At 61.8% G+C, this 13,724-nt stretch carries 14 protein-coding genes; 8 read left to right on the top strand and 6 right to left on the bottom strand.

Features of this window, described 5'->3' with window-relative positions; translation table 11 throughout:
* The first annotated feature begins 281 nt into the window (after positions 1–281).
* Positions 282–1,325 (top strand): lysine-2,3-aminomutase-like protein, encoded by a 1,044-nt coding sequence (locus M2360_RS23295; RefSeq protein WP_280777780.1) that lies wholly within the window; start codon positions 282–284, stop codon positions 1,323–1,325.
* Here the strand turns inward: M2360_RS23295 and M2360_RS23290 are convergent.
* Positions 1,322–1,855: a MarR family winged helix-turn-helix transcriptional regulator gene (locus M2360_RS23290; protein WP_280777779.1), complete on the bottom strand. Its 534-nt coding sequence runs from the start codon at positions 1,853–1,855 to the stop codon at positions 1,322–1,324. The two genes, M2360_RS23295 and M2360_RS23290, sit on opposite strands and share 4 nt — an antisense overlap.
* 129 nt (positions 1,856–1,984) lie before the next feature.
* On the opposite strand from M2360_RS23290, the gene M2360_RS23285 reads away from it, so the two are divergent.
* Both M2360_RS23285 and M2360_RS23280 read left to right on the top strand, forming a co-directional pair.
* The gene (locus M2360_RS23285; RefSeq protein WP_280777778.1) at positions 1,985–3,511 is read left to right on the top strand and encodes an MDR family MFS transporter; all 1,527 of its coding nucleotides are present in this window, start codon (positions 1,985–1,987) and stop codon (positions 3,509–3,511) included.
* A 58-nt stretch (positions 3,512–3,569) separates the two neighbouring features.
* Positions 3,570–3,734 carry a hypothetical protein gene (locus M2360_RS23280; protein ID WP_280777777.1) on the top strand — a complete coding sequence of 55 codons (165 nt, stop codon included), beginning with the start codon at positions 3,570–3,572 and terminating at the stop codon, positions 3,732–3,734.
* Positions 3,735–3,792: 58 nt separating this feature from the next.
* Here the strand turns inward: M2360_RS23280 and M2360_RS23275 are convergent, their stop codons facing one another.
* The 5 genes from M2360_RS23275 to M2360_RS23255 all read right to left on the bottom strand — a co-directional run bounded on the left by M2360_RS23275 (position 3,793) and on the right by M2360_RS23255 (position 8,801).
* Positions 3,793–4,854: an ABC transporter ATP-binding protein gene (locus M2360_RS23275; RefSeq protein ID WP_280777776.1), complete on the bottom strand. Its 1,062-nt coding sequence runs from the start codon at positions 4,852–4,854 to the stop codon at positions 3,793–3,795.
* Between the two features lie 12 nt (positions 4,855–4,866).
* On the bottom strand, positions 4,867–5,649 hold the full coding sequence (locus tag M2360_RS23270; protein ID WP_280777775.1) for an ABC transporter permease: 783 nt from the start codon (positions 5,647–5,649) through the stop codon (positions 4,867–4,869).
* A complete protein-coding gene (locus M2360_RS23265) occupies positions 5,646–6,527 on the bottom strand; it encodes an ABC transporter permease subunit (protein WP_280777774.1) in 882 nt (293 codons plus the stop codon). The genes M2360_RS23270 and M2360_RS23265 overlap by 4 nt, the downstream gene beginning before the upstream one ends.
* 156 nt (positions 6,528–6,683) lie before the next feature.
* Positions 6,684–7,739, bottom strand: coding sequence for an ABC transporter substrate-binding protein (locus M2360_RS23260; protein ID WP_280777807.1), 1,056 nt, complete (start codon positions 7,737–7,739; stop codon positions 6,684–6,686).
* 180 nt (positions 7,740–7,919) lie between these two features.
* The gene (locus M2360_RS23255; protein ID WP_280777773.1) at positions 7,920–8,801 is read right to left on the bottom strand and encodes a MurR/RpiR family transcriptional regulator; all 882 of its coding nucleotides are present in this window, start codon (positions 8,799–8,801) and stop codon (positions 7,920–7,922) included.
* Between the two features lie 166 nt (positions 8,802–8,967).
* On the opposite strand from M2360_RS23255, the gene M2360_RS23250 reads away from it, so the two are divergent.
* From M2360_RS23250 to M2360_RS23230, 5 genes are all read left to right on the top strand, one after another.
* Positions 8,968–9,723, top strand: coding sequence for an N-formylglutamate amidohydrolase (locus M2360_RS23250; protein ID WP_280777772.1), 756 nt, complete (start codon positions 8,968–8,970; stop codon positions 9,721–9,723).
* Positions 9,724–9,812: 89 nt separating this feature from the next.
* The gene (locus M2360_RS23245; RefSeq protein WP_280777771.1) at positions 9,813–11,363 is read left to right on the top strand and encodes an amino acid permease; all 1,551 of its coding nucleotides are present in this window, start codon (positions 9,813–9,815) and stop codon (positions 11,361–11,363) included.
* A 113-nt stretch (positions 11,364–11,476) separates the two neighbouring features.
* A complete protein-coding gene (locus tag M2360_RS23240; RefSeq protein WP_280777770.1) occupies positions 11,477–12,844 on the top strand; it encodes a glutamine synthetase family protein in 1,368 nt (455 codons plus the stop codon).
* 60 nt (positions 12,845–12,904) lie between these two features.
* The gene (locus M2360_RS23235; RefSeq protein WP_280777769.1) at positions 12,905–13,333 is read left to right on the top strand and encodes a helix-turn-helix transcriptional regulator; all 429 of its coding nucleotides are present in this window, start codon (positions 12,905–12,907) and stop codon (positions 13,331–13,333) included.
* Complete coding sequence (locus tag M2360_RS23230) at positions 13,305–13,721, top strand: type II toxin-antitoxin system VapC family toxin (protein WP_280777768.1); 417 nt, start codon at positions 13,305–13,307, stop codon at positions 13,719–13,721. The genes M2360_RS23235 and M2360_RS23230 overlap by 29 nt, the downstream gene beginning before the upstream one ends.
* Positions 13,722–13,724: the final 3 nt, after the last annotated feature.

Here is a 13,724-nt window from a genome sequence, read left to right as displayed (position 1 = left end):
GGAGAAGGTCCCGGCAGGGGGATGAGGGGCTGTGCACCCCCTGTCCTCTCGCCGCGCCCCTGGCTCACCCCCCTCTGTCCTGCCGGACATCTCCCCCTCAAGGGGGGAGAACGAAGGAGGCTAGCCCTTCGCCCCACCTTGGGCGTTGAGATTGAAGCGAGCGGGCGCCGCCAGCCAATCTCCCCCCCTGAGGGGGAGATGTCCGGCAGGACAGAGGGGGGTAATACTGGCTCCAGCGTCGCCTTCATTCAAAATCTTCTACCCGCGCGGAGCCGTCCCTCATGACCGCGCTCACCACGCCCAAAGACCTCGTCTCCGCCGGCCTGATCGACGAAACCGCGTTGGAATCCGCCGAAAGGGTGGCCGCCCGCTACGCCATCTCGCTCACCGACGACGTCGCTCGTCTCATCAACCCCGCAGACGTCCATGACCCCATCGCCCGGCAATATCTGCCGCGCCCGGAGGAACTGACTATCCTGCCTGGCGAGCGCGAGGATCCGATCGGCGATCACGCCCATGCACCGGTGGCCGGCATCGTGCATCGTTATCCCGATCGCGTGCTGTTGAAGGCCGTGCATGTCTGTCCGGTCTATTGCCGCTTCTGCTTTCGCCGCGAAATGGTGGGTCCCTCGGGAGACGGCATGCTGGCGGGGGAAGCGCTCGACGGAGCGCTCGATTATATCGCCCACCATCCCGAAATCTGGGAAGTAATCATCACCGGCGGCGATCCGCTGGTGCTGTCGCCCCGGAGGCTGGCTTCGCTGATGCAGCGGCTGGGCGCGATCAATCATGTGAAGATCATTCGCTTCCACAGCCGGGTGCCGGTGGTCGACCCCGGCAGGATCGACGGCGCGCTCATCGACGCGCTCAAGGCTTCCGGAAAAACCGTCTATGTGGCGCTGCACGCCAATCACGCTCACGAATTCACGCCCGGGGCCCGGTCCGCCGTCGATACACTGATCGCGGGCGGCGTGACGATGGTCAGCCAGTCGGTGCTGCTGAGGGGCGTCAATGACAGCGTCGAGGCGCTGGAAGCGCTGATGCGCGGCTTCGTCGAGATGCGGGTGAAGCCCTATTATCTCCACCATCCCGATCTCGCGCCCGGCACCAGCCATTTCCGGCTGGGGATCGACGAGGGCAGGGCGCTGGTCGAGGCGCTACGCCGCCGTGTTTCGGGCCTGTGCATGCCCGCCTATATCCTCGACGTGCCGGGCGGATCGGGGAAAGCGTCGCTGACGGAAAGCCCTGTCATGGCCGTGGGCGAGGGGGCCTACGAGATCTTTGATCGGCATGGCGAGACGCATGTCTATCGGGACGAAGCCTAATCGTCTGCCTTGCTGTTGCGCGCCTGCACAGCCTCAAACGCATTGGCCTGTTCCTCCATCCGCTCCGTAAAGCGGTTGAACAGCGCGGCGAAGGCGGCGATATCCTCCTCCGGCCAGCCGGCCAGAGCTGTCGTCAGCACGTCGCGCTTGGTGTCGTGGACGCTGTCGATCATGGCGCGGCCATTGTCGGTCAGCGTCACGATGGTGCGGCGGGCGTCCTGTTGGGAGGCTTCGCGGCGGAGGAGATCGCGCTTGACGAGATCGGCCACCATGCGGCTGGCGCGGGAATGATCGATGCGCATATTGTCGGCGATGGCGCCGATGGTGATGTCCTGCCTCACGCCCAGGCGGCTGACCAGGCTCATCACGTCGAGATCCGAAAGCTCCATGCCCGTGCCCAGGCGCGCCAGCGCGACACGGCCGATATAGCGGCGACCGGTCATCAGCCGCATCTTGGCCATGGCTTCGCCGACGCGATGGATGGCGTCGTCTTTGCGGGTGTCGGAGTATTTAGGTTCGGTATCGCTCATAGTGTCTGTTTATCAGAAAAATCAGCGCCGCCAAGATATTTCGTGTCTTTGTCACATATGTGCTGTTGACATATATATGCTAAAAGCACATGAATTGCGCACTTGAACATTGTCAGGACTGGTGCAGCTATGGACGCCCGCGTCGAAACCGCCGAACAAGCCTCTTCCGCCTTCACGTCGCTGGTGCCCGATCCGAAGCGCCGCATGCTGGTGTTCCTCATTCTCTTGATGGGCATGTTCATGGCGACGCTGGACAATCAGATCGTCTCCACGGCGCTGCCCACGATCGTCGGCGAGTTCGGCGCGCTGGAGCGGTTCGGCTGGGTCGGCTCCGCCTATCTTCTCGCCACCAGCGCGGTCATGCCTGTTTACGGCAAGCTGGGCGATCTGTTCGGGCGCAAATATGTGATCATGACGGCGATCTTCATCTTCACTCTGGGCTCGCTGGTCTGCGGCCTGGCGGTGTCGATGAACACGCTGATCGCCGCGCGCGTGCTGCAGGGGCTGGGCGGCGGCGGCATCATGGTGTCGCTGTTTTCGATCAACGCCGATCTGTTCGAGCCGCGCGTGCGGGCCCGCTATCAGAGCTATTCCAGCCTGGTGCTGATGGCGTCTGGCGCGATCGGGCCGACCCTCGGCGGCGCGCTGTCGGATCTGTTCGGCTGGCGCTCAATCTTTCTGGTCAATCTGCCCGTCGGCATCGCGGTGCTGATCGGCATGGCGATCCTGTTGCCCTATCGCAGGCCGACGCGTCGGCCGAAGATCGACTATGCCGGCGCGCTGTTGTTGGCGGGGGCAGTGTCGAGCGTGGTGCTCTGGGCCGACTCCAGCGAGATCTTCGGGTCGTTGGTCGCCAAGGAAAGCCTGGCCGTGGTGCTGTTCGGGCTAGTGTCGCTGATCGCCTGGATCATGGTGGAGCGCCGCGCGCCGGAACCCATCGTGCCGCTGGGCCTGTTCCGCAATCCCACCGTCAGTTTTCTGCTGATCATCTCGCTGACCAGCGGCGCCGTCGGCATTGGTTCGGTGAATTATGTGGCGCTGTTCCTGCAGACCACGACCGGGCTTTCGCCCTCGCTTGCCGGCCTGTTGTTCATCGCGCTGACCGGCGGCATCGCACTGGGATCACTGACAGCGGGGCGGCTGATCTCGAAGACCGGGCGCTACAAGATCTTCTCGTTGATCAGCACCGCCGGCAGCATGATCATCTTCTTCCTGTTCTCCTTCCTGCATGCCGGCACGCCCATTCCGCTGATCGGCTTCATGATGCTGCTGCAGGGCATGAGCGTTGGCTTCGGCCAGCAGGTGCCGGTGATCGGCGTGCAGAACGCCGCAGATCCCCGCGATGTCGGGGCGGCGACGGGGGCGGTGACGCTGACTCGCATGGCCGGCGCCTCCATCGCCATTTCCGTCTATGGCGCGGTTCTTTCGGCGGGGGTGGAGCGGCATGTCTCGACCATTCCAGGCGTCGGAAACATCGCCGAATTGACGCCGTCGGCGCTCGCCTCGCTGCCGGAAAGCAGCCGCCTGCTGGTGGCCGATCTCTATGCCGGCGCTTTCCACCATGTGTTCCTGACCATGTCGCTGACCATCGCCATCGGCTTCATCGCCGCGCTGCTGCTCAAGAACAATCGGCTGCCAAGCGGCACGAAGGGCTAACAGAGCGGTTTGGCATGCGCATTGCAGCGTCTCTCGTGACATCATCAGGAGAGACGCCATGCTCAACAATGCCGCAACCACTGCCGCCGAAGACAAGAGCATTGCCGAAAAAACGCTCATTGACGCTTGGGCGCTCGCTGCATTGACAGCGCGCTCGGGCAGCCCCGCCGGCTGCGCCTTCTCGCCGATCGGCCTCTGGTCGATGCTCACCAAGAAGACCTGACAAGCAAAAGGCCGCCGGATCGCTCCAGCGGCCTTTTTTCATCTCCGGTAACCGGGCTTCAGTCGCCGATCACCAACAGGTCGCGTGGCGCGTAAAAGGCCGCGACCGTGTCGCCGATCGCCGGCGGCGGCTGTGAGGGGTCGTTGAAGGCGTCGAAGGACAGTGTTGAACCATCGACCTTGAGCCTGGTGCGGACCACAGACCCCAGGAAATGCACGCCATCGACCACGCCGGTCATTGACAGATCGCGGCCGCGGCTCTGGTCGAGCGACAGCGCTTCGGGGCGTACGGCCAGCGTGACCTTGTCGCCGGCCTTCTTGCCGGTCAGCGGCTGCAACACCGCAACGGTGGCGCCATTGACCGTCACCGTGCCGGCGGCAGGATCGGCGACCACAGCCTCGATCATCGACAGCGTGCCGACAAAGCTCGCGACAAAGCGCGTGGTCGGGCGGTTGTAGATCTCATGCGGCGTGCCAATCTGGTCGGCCTTGCCCTGATGCATGACGACGATGCGGTCGGAGATCGACAGCGCCTCTTCCTGGTCATGAGTCACGAAGATGGTGGTGATGCCCATCTTGCGCTGGATGTCGCGAATTTCTTCGCGCAGCGACACGCGGATCTTGGCGTCGAGCGCCGACAGCGGTTCATCGAGCAGCAGCACCTGCGGCTTGATGGCGAGCGCGCGGGCGAGCGCCACGCGCTGCTGCTGGCCGCCCGACAGCTGGAAGGGAAAGCGGTCGGAGAGATGATCGAGGCCGACAAGCTTCAGCATGTCGGCGACCGTCTTGTCGCGGTCGGCGCGATTGATGCCGCGCACCTTGAGGCCGAAGCCGACATTTTCAGCCGCCGTCATATTGGGAAACAGCGCATAGGCCTGGAACACCATGCCGATATTGCGCTGGTTCGGCTTGAGATTGTTCTGCAACGCGCCGCCGATTCTGATCTCACCGGACGAAGGCGTCTCAAAGCCCGCGACCATGCGCAATGTCGTGGTTTTGCCGCAGCCCGACGGGCCGAGGAAGGAGACGAATTCGCCCTTTTCGATCGCCATGTTGAAGTCGATGACGACGTTCTGCGCGCCGTAGGATTTCTGAATATTGGAGAGGGTGAGAAAGCTCATGTACAAAAATCCTCAGACCTGGCGGGAGGGCGTTTTCTGGAAGCGGGACAGCAGCTGGATGACGCCGAGGCATGCCCAGGTGATCCCGAAGGCGATCACGGCGAGCGCGGCCGGTTCATAGGCGCGGTTGGCGCCCAGCAGCTGCATGTAAGGACCGAAAGCCGGACGGTTTAGCAGCGCGGCCATGGTGAATTCGCCGATGACGATGGCGAAGGTCAGGAAGGCGCCCGACAGCACCGCGATCATCACATTGGGCAGGATGATCCGGCCGAGAATGGTCACCCAGCCAGCGCCCAGGCTCTGGGCGGCTTCGGTCAGCGTTCCCACGTCGATCGTGCGCAGGCCGGTGTCGACGGCGCGATACATATAGGGCAGCGCCAGCGTCGCATAGCCGAACATCAGCAGCAGATTGGTGCCGAATGTCGTGCCGGTCAGCGGCAGCCAGCTCGATGTATTGTAGAGCCGGATATAGCCGAAGACGATGACGATGGCCGGAATGACCAGCGGCAGAAGCGTGATGAACTCGATATAAGGCCTGATATGCGGCAGCTTCAGCCGCACGACATAGGCGGTGGGCACCACCAGCAGCACGCCGAACACGATCGTCGCCAGCGCCTGCGCCACAGAATAGGAAAAGGTCGCCTGGAAGCTTGGATCGGCGAGGACCTTTGCATAGGCGTCGAAGGAATAGACGCCGCGGCGCATCTTGAGCGAAAAGTTGGTCATGCCGATCAACGGCAGGGCGAAATACAGGATGCCGAACGCCAGCGCGCCCCAGGCCCAGAGCTTCTTCATTTAAGCCACCTTTCGCTGCGGGCGCGCAGCCAGATGTAAAGAGTGTTGGCGGTCGCGGTGATGACGATCATGCCGAAGGCGATGGCGTAGCCGAGATGCGGATTGCCAAGCACGTCGCCGCGGATCTGCGCAAACAGCAGGATCGGCACGATGCTGAGCGACGAGCCGGTCAACGCGATCGCGGTGGCCACGGCGCCGAAGGCGTTGGCGAACAGCAGCGCAAACGTGCCGAGCAGAGACGGCAGCAGGATCGGGAAGGCAACCATGCGCCAATATTGGCCGGGTGTGGCGCCGAGAATGGAAGCGGCTTCGCGCCATTCCTTCTTGAGGCCTTCGAGCGCCGGCGTGATGATCAGCACCATCAGCGGGATCTGGAAGAACAGATAGGTGACGGTCAGGCCCCAGAAAGACAGGAGATTGAAGCCAAGCGCGCGCAGATTGATGCCCAGTTCGGTCTTCAGATAGAGGGTGATCATGCCGGCCGGACCGAGCGTCGCCAGAAAGGCGAAAGCCAGCGGCACGCCGGCAAAATTCGACGCTACGCCGGAGAAGGTCAGCAGCGGATCGCGGATGCCGCGCGGCAGGCCGCCCACGGTCACCGCCGCCGCCATGCCAAAGCCGATCAGGCAGCCGAGCAGGGCCGACGCCATGCTGATCTTGATCGAGATCCAGTAGGCCGCAAGGATCGATGGCGTAAACAGCGCGGCGATGTTGTCGAGCGTGAAGCCGCCTTCGGGCGTCTGAAACGCGCCGAACACGATCTTGAACGTTGGCAGAATGAGAAACAAAAACGCAAACAGGAAAAAGGGCGCGACCCCCAACCAATGCGTCGGCCATTTCATCGGAGCGGATTTCGCCCCGGCGTTGGATGTGTCCATCAAATCAGTCCCGTGCCCCGAGGGATGGTTTGTCAAAAATGCAGAATAACGGCTTTGGCTGAAAGCGGCAAAGCGTCGCCGCATGAAATTTAGCAATTATCAAGCATAAAACGCCCCGGCGCGGACGCCGGGGCGGCATTTCATGACATCAGGCGCTTACTGAACGTTGGCGCCGACGACCTTGTCCCAACCGCCAGTGACGGCGGCCTTGTTGGCGTCGACCTCCTCGAGCGTCGGGAAGTAGGCCTTTTCATAGGACGCAGCCGGCGGCAGCTTGTCGAGCAGATCCTTCGGGATCTTGCCGGCAGCCGACATCGCGTTGAAGCGAGCCGGGTGGCAATAGCCCTTCAGCCAGCCGAGCTGACCTTCGTCCGAATAGAGATATTCCATCCAGAGCTTGGCAGCGTTCGGATGCGGAGCGTAAGCCGAGATGGCCTGGACATAGACGCCGGCGAGAACGCCGGTTTCCGGAACGATGACGTCAACCGGCGGGTTGCCGGCCAGCGTGTCGCGCCAGGACAGGGCGTTGTAGTCCCAGGCGATGACGATCGGGGTCGAGCCCTGAGCCAGCGTGCCGGCCTTGCCGATGACGGGGACGAAGCTGCCAGCCTTGTTCAGCTCGGCGAAGTAGCCGAGACCGGCTTCGCCGGCTTCCTTGCCAGCCTTGGCGCCGGTGGAGAGACCAGCGGCGAGAACGCCGAGAATGGCCTGGTTGGACGCGCGCGGATCGCCGGCGAGAGCGACCTGACCGGAATATTCCGCCTTCTTCAGGTCGGCCCAGTCCTTCGGCGTGTTGGACACGAGATCCTTGTTCACGATCATCGACATGACGCCGTAATAATCGCCATACCAGTAGCCGTCGGCGTCCTTGACGTTCGCCGGGATTTCGTCCCAGGTCGACACCTTGTAAGGCTGGACCAGGCCTTCGGCCTTCATCTGCGGGCCGAAAGCAAGGCCGACGTCGACGACGTCAGGAGCCTGCGGGCCCTTGTTGTCCTTGTTCGCCTTGATGGCTTCCACTTCGTCGGCCGAGCCGGCGTCGGGGTTGAGCTCGTTGACCTTCAGGCCGTACTTGGCCTTGAAGCCTTCGATCACGGCGCCATAGCCGCACCAGTCGTGGGGAAGGGCGATGACGGTCAGTTCGCCTTCGGCCTTTGCGGCGGCGATCAGTTCCGCCGGGGCTTCGGCGCGAGCGATGGCGGTGGTGGCCATCAGCGCGGCGCAGCTTGCCGCGATGAATGTGTTGAGCTTCTTGGACACTGGCTTTCTCCTCTGTGGTGGGGCAGCGTTGCTCGCCCTGTTAGTTTTCTTTGATGACGACTGTGTGACAGTTTCGTTACGCTTCGGAGCTGCCTTTCGGCTGCTCTGTAATATTCATTTCAGTTTCCCCTCCTATTTACCGGCCGTCGGCTTGCGAAACAGCGGCGTGGACTCAAAGAGGCCTTCCAGCATCGCCATGCGTTCCCGGGTCTTTTCCCAATGCGAGCCCTGGATCGCCTCGATCAGCGCCTCGACCACGAACAGCGTGACCACCGAGGAATCCCATGCCGACGGCGCCTCGATATTGAGGCGGAAGCTGTGGCGGGCGTGCTTGACGATGGGTGAGCCCCATTGATCGGTGAACAGCACGATCTCGGCGCCGTGGTCGGCCGCGGTGCGCGCCAGCGCCTCGAGCTGGCTTTCGTAACGCCTGATGTCGAACAGGATCAGCACGTCGCCGCGGCTCATATTCAGCACGTAGTGCGGCCAGCTCGACGCATTCGACGAAATACGGGCGACGCCAGGGCGGATGACCTGCAGATGGGTAAAGAAATATTCCGCGATCGCGCCGGTGATGCGGCCGCCCGCAAGATAGACCGAGCGCTTCCTGTCGCCGATCAGTCGCGCCGCTGCGTCGAAATCCTGCGGATCGAGGCCGCCGAGCGACTGGCGCATATTGGCCATCACGGCTTCGGCGAAACGGTTTAGGATATGCGCGCCCGGCGCGTTGGGCGCCATCCGCTCATGCTTGGTGATCGGGTTGGAAATGGTCTCTTCCAACTCCTGATGCAGCCGCGACTGGAACTCGGTGAAACCCTTGAAGCCCAGTTTCTGCACCATGCGGACGACCGTGGGCGTCGATACCCGCGCGGCTTCCGCCACCGTGGTGATGGATCCCAGGCCCGACACGGGATAGTTGTCCAACAGGCTATTCGCTAGCTGCTTTTCGGCGCGGGTCATGGCGTCATAGCCCGCGGTGATAATGTCCGAGACCGTGGCGGCGGTGGTTGTCACCAGTGATGTTCCCCTTCCAGTCTTTGCTGGAGTTTTGCAAAATATGAAGGGCAAAGCTGAAACAGAGTCAACAGATTTTTTGTATCAGCCTGTTCATGATGTGGATTGACAGAAAATTAATTTTGAAGAATTCTTTTCAGAACGGGGAACCAGAGGCGAAATTGCCGTGCATCTTTTGACCGATCAGGACGGGCAACCCGTCACCGTGATCAATCAGGGCGGATCGAGCGCCATCCTGCTCGTTTGCGAGCACGCTTCCCGACGTCTGCCGGAGAAGCTCGGCACGCTCGGGCTCGACGAGGCCGCGCTGGTTGCGCATATCGCCTGGGATCCTGGCGCGCTTGCGGTGTCCAGGCTGATCTCAGAAAGCATGGACGCGGCGCTGATCCAGCAGAATTTCTCCCGGCTCGCCTATGATTGCAATCGTCCGCCGGAAGCGCCTGATGCGATGCCAGAGGTCAGCGAGGTCTATGAGATCCCGGGTAACCGCAATGTGTCGGATGAGGCGCGTCAGGCGCGGATCGACGAGATCTACCGGCCCTTCGAGGGCGCGCTGGCCCGAGAAATCGAAAGCCGCGCCAAAGCCGGTCGCCGCACCGTCATCGTCACGATGCACAGCTTCACGCCTGTCTACAAAGGCGTCGCCCGCGATGTCGAAATCGGCGTGTTGCATGACGAGGATTCCCGGCTCGCCGATGAAATGCTGGCGCGGGCCGATGGTCGTTTCGTGGTCCGGCGCAACGATCCCTATGGCCCCGCCGACGGCGTGACCCATACGCTGAAACGGCATGGTCTTGAAAACGGGCTCGTCAATGTCATGATCGAGATCCGCAATGATCTTGTGCGGGATGAAGTCGGCCAGGCGCGCGCCGCCGGCTATCTGTCGGGCTTGCTGGGCGAAAGCCTCGCCGCGCTCGGTTAGGAAATGACCTGAACAACCGGGCGCCAAGACCCGGGTTCAAGCATGAGGCATGAACAACCGGCCCAAAAGGGTCACTGGGGAACACGACAATGTCTGACGGTTATACTGATACAGATAAACAACAGGATCTTAAGATCCTGCATTCCATGGGTTACGCCCAGGAACTCGAGCGACGGATGAGCGGATTTTCCAATTTCGCCATCTCCTTTTCCATCATCTGCATTCTTTCGGGCGGCATCAATTCGCTTGCCCAAGCGACCTCGGGCGTCGGCGGCGCCGGCATCGGCATCGGCTGGCCGGTTGGCTGCCTGGTGTCGGCGGTGTTCGCGCTCGGCATGGCGCAGATCGCTTCGGCCTATCCGACGGCGGGCGGGCTCTATCACTGGGCGTCGATCCTCGGCAACCGCTTCACCGGCTGGTTCACCGCCTGGCTCAATCTGCTTGGCCTGATCACCGTGCTCGGCGCCATCAATATCGGCACCGCCCTGTTTGCGGCCGGCGCATTTCCTGAGCTCGGGCTGACCGGCTCTGAAAACGAGCAGATGGTCATCGTCCTGGTGATTACCGCCATTCAGGCGCTGATCAATCATTTCGGCATCGGCCTGACCGCCAAGCTGACCGATTTTTCGGGCACGCTGATCATGATCACGGCAGCGGTCATCACGGTGCTGTGCCTGGTGCTCGCGCCGACGCATGATTTCTCGCGTCTGTGGACCTTCACCAACTATTCGGGCGAAACGGGCGGCTCGGTCTGGCCGCAATCCGACAGCATGCTCTATGTGTTCATGCTCGGCCTGTTGCTGCCGGTCTACACGATCACCGGTTATGACGCGTCCGCCCATACGTCGGAAGAAACGCACAAGGCTGCGCATTCGGTGCCGAAATCCATCGTGATGTCGGTTTTCTGGTCGTCGCTTGCCGGCTGGATCATGCTTTCCGCCTTCGTCATCGCCATTCCGGACATGAATGCCGGCGCCGCTTCCGGTTGGGGCGTGTTCTTCGGAACCATGTCCGCCATCATGCCGGTCTGGCTCACCAAGATCATCTATATCGCCATCTTCATCGCCCAGTTCCTGTGCGGTCTGGCCACGGTGACGTCGGCGTCGCGCATGATCTTCGCCTTCTCGCGCGACGGCGGCATGCCTGTTGGTTCGAAGTCGCTCGCGAGCGTCCATCCGAAGCTGCGCTCGCCTGTGACCGCCATCTGGACCGCCGCCGCGCTCGCGGTTGCCTTCGTCTTCCTGGCGCTCAAAATCAAGATCGGCGAGGCCTCATTGTATGTCACCGTCGTCAACGCGACGCTGATCTTCCTGTTCCTGTCCTTCGCGATCCCGATCGTGCTCGGCTTCTTCGCTTACGGTACGCCGAAATGGCCGGCTCCCGGCCCGTGGAATCTCGGCGCGGGACTGTTCAAGCTGATCTCGGTTCTCACCGTCATCGGCATGGCGATCATCATTTTCGTCGCCATCCAGCCGCCGAACGACGCGGTCGGCGAAATCACGCTCGGCTTCATCGTGCTGGCCGTGGTGATCTGGTTCGCCTTTGAGCAACGCCGCTTCAAGGGCCCGCCGATCGGTGACGAAGTCGCCAAGCGTCAGGCGGAAATCGCTGCTGCCGAACGGGCGGTGGGCGAAGGCTGATCCAAGAATGTGAGCCGCCTCCGGTCATGGTGGGCCGGAGGCGGCTTTCTCTTTCCATAAATAACGGGAACAACGGGCCGGACGGCCCGGACAGAACAAGAATGGATTTCCTCATGAGCACCGCCTATTCATTCGACGACCTCAAGAAGGACGTGGCCGAGGGCCGTATCGACACGGTTCTGGCCGTTCAGGTCGATATGCAGGGCCGCTTGATGGGCAAGCGGTTCCAGGCGCAGTATTTCGTCGAAAGCGCTTATGAGGAAACCCATAGCTGCAACTATCTGCTCGCCACCGACATGGAGATGGAGACCGTTTCCGGCTACAAGTCGACGTCCTGGGAAAAGGGTTATGGCGACTATACGATGAAGCCGGATCTTTCGACGCTGCGTCGTATTCCCTGGCTCGAAGGCACAGCCATGGTGCTGTGCGACATGCTCGACCATCACACCCACGAGGAAGTGCCGCATTCGCCGCGCGCCATCCTCAAAAAACAGGTCAAGCGTCTTGAAGCCATGGGCATGAAGGCCTTCATGGCCACCGAACTCGAATTCTTCCTGTTCGACCAGACCTATGACGACGCCCGCCAGAGCGGCTATCGCGATCTGCAACTCGTCTCTGCCTATAATGAGGACTACCACATCTTCCAGACCACCAAGGAAGAAGACGTGATGCGGGCGATCCGCAACGGATTGCAGGGGGCGGGCATTCCGGTCGAGAATTCCAAGGGCGAGGCCTCCGCCGGCCAGGAAGAAATCAATGTCCGCTATGCCGAAGCGCTGACCATGGCCGACCGGCACGCCATCATCAAAAATGGCTGCAAGGAAATCGCCTGGAGCCGCGGCAAGGCGATCACTTTCCTCGCCAAGTGGAATTACACCGCCGCCGGTTCGTCCTCGCATGTGCATCAGTCGCTGTGGTCGCTCGACGGCAAGCCGCTGTTCTTTGATCCCAATGGCCGCTACGGCATGTCCAAGCTGATGGAGCATTATGTGGCGGGCCTGCTGGCGCATGCCGGTGAGATCACCCTGGCGCTCGCGCCCTATATCAATTCCTACAAGCGCTTCGTGGCTGGCACCTTCGCGCCGACCAAGGCGGTATGGTCCAAGGACAACCGCACCGCCGGCTACCGCCTGTGCGGCGACGGCGGCAAAGGCATCCGCATCGAATGCCGCGTCGGCGGCTCTGACCTCAATCCCTATATCGCCTTTGCGGCGCTGCTTGCGGCCGGCATCGACGGGATCGAGAAGAAGATGGAGCTCGAAGATCCGTTCAGCGGCGACGCCTATGGCGCAGCCGGCGTGCGCGAAGTGCCAAAAACGCTGCGCGACGCCACCGACATGTTCACCAATTCGACCCTGCTGCGGGAAGCCTTCGGCGACGACGTGGTGGATCATTACACCCGCGCGGCGCGCTGGGAGCAGGAGGAGTATGATCGTCGCGTGACGGACTGGGAGGTGGCGCGCGGCTTCGAGCGTGCGTAAATCGCCCATGTTGTGATTTTGGCATTGGTTTGCTAAAATCACAATCAATGGAGGCGCACGATGATCGACAGCGAGTGGTTCTATCGCCAGCTTGAGGCCAATGGGCAGTCAATTCGGAGCCTTGGCCGCGCCATGGGGCTGGATCCGAGCGCGGTGTCGCGAATGCTCAGGGGAGAGCGGAAGATGAGCGCCGACGAACAGGATGAGATAGCGGACTATCTTGGCGTGCCGCTGAGTGAAATCGCGGCGCGACGTCGAGGTCAAGCGCATGGTATGAGCGAGCGCGGACAAGAGGTATTCAAGCATGAGGATGATCATGCGGTGGGAGAGCGTGGAGCAGGATCGACGTCCGCCAGCTACCTTGACCGTATTCGCAGCAAAATGCAGGGAACGGTCACGGTTTTGCCTGGCGTTGATGTGACGCAGCCGGCAGACCCCGAATGGGGTCGGGTGTATGAAGATGGCCATGAATACCCGATTCATCTTTGACACTTGTCTGCTCCTTTTTCTGGCTCGCCCTGAGGAAAGGATCGCGCCGGCTGTTCGTGATGTCCTTGTTATGGATGGCTGCGACTATTTCGTTTCGGCCATCAGCGCGTGGGAGATTGGTTTGTTGGTGTCGCGCGGTCGCGTTCATCTCACACAGACCCCGATCGAGTGGTTCAGGAGTTTTGTAGACGACCGCAATACCCGTGTGCTTGATGTGACGCCGGAGGTTCTGGTCGCATCGTCATTCCTGCCGCAGCCGCTGCATAATGACCCCGCCGACCGCATCCTCATCGCCACCGCGCGCGAACACGATTTGACCATCATTACCCGCGACCAGGCCATATTGGCCTATGGCGCGGCGGGCCATGTGAGAGTGCTGGCCTGTTGAACT

Origin of the sequence: Rhizobium sp. SG_E_25_P2 (assembly GCF_029892285.1) — a bacterium.
Classification (GTDB): Bacteria; Pseudomonadota; Alphaproteobacteria; order Rhizobiales; family Rhizobiaceae; genus Rhizobium_E.
Note: the sequence above shows the minus strand (reverse complement) of the source record. Positions and strands in the feature narration are given on the sequence as shown.

Excerpts from the sequence above, each read along its gene's own strand:
- M2360_RS23290 (WP_280777779.1), bottom strand. The coding sequence starts at position 1,855 with ATGAGCGATACCGAACCTAAATACTCCGACACCCGCAAAGACGACGCC.
- M2360_RS23280 (WP_280777777.1), top strand. The coding sequence starts at position 3,570 with ATGCTCAACAATGCCGCAACCACTGCCGCCGAAGACAAGAGCATTGCC.
- M2360_RS23270 (WP_280777775.1), bottom strand. The coding sequence starts at position 5,649 with ATGAAGAAGCTCTGGGCCTGGGGCGCGCTGGCGTTCGGCATCCTGTAT.
- M2360_RS23285 (WP_280777778.1), top strand. The coding sequence starts at position 1,985 with ATGGACGCCCGCGTCGAAACCGCCGAACAAGCCTCTTCCGCCTTCACG.
- M2360_RS23240 (WP_280777770.1), top strand. The coding sequence starts at position 11,477 with ATGAGCACCGCCTATTCATTCGACGACCTCAAGAAGGACGTGGCCGAG.
- M2360_RS23295 (WP_280777780.1), top strand. The coding sequence starts at position 282 with ATGACCGCGCTCACCACGCCCAAAGACCTCGTCTCCGCCGGCCTGATC.
- M2360_RS23275 (WP_280777776.1), bottom strand. The coding sequence starts at position 4,854 with ATGAGCTTTCTCACCCTCTCCAATATTCAGAAATCCTACGGCGCGCAG.
- M2360_RS23245 (WP_280777771.1), top strand. The coding sequence starts at position 9,813 with ATGTCTGACGGTTATACTGATACAGATAAACAACAGGATCTTAAGATC.
- M2360_RS23230 (WP_280777768.1), top strand. The coding sequence starts at position 13,305 with ATGGCCATGAATACCCGATTCATCTTTGACACTTGTCTGCTCCTTTTT.
- M2360_RS23265 (WP_280777774.1), bottom strand. The coding sequence starts at position 6,527 with ATGGACACATCCAACGCCGGGGCGAAATCCGCTCCGATGAAATGGCCG.
- M2360_RS23260 (WP_280777807.1), bottom strand. The coding sequence starts at position 7,739 with ATGGCCACCACCGCCATCGCTCGCGCCGAAGCCCCGGCGGAACTGATC.
- M2360_RS23235 (WP_280777769.1), top strand. The coding sequence starts at position 12,905 with ATGATCGACAGCGAGTGGTTCTATCGCCAGCTTGAGGCCAATGGGCAG.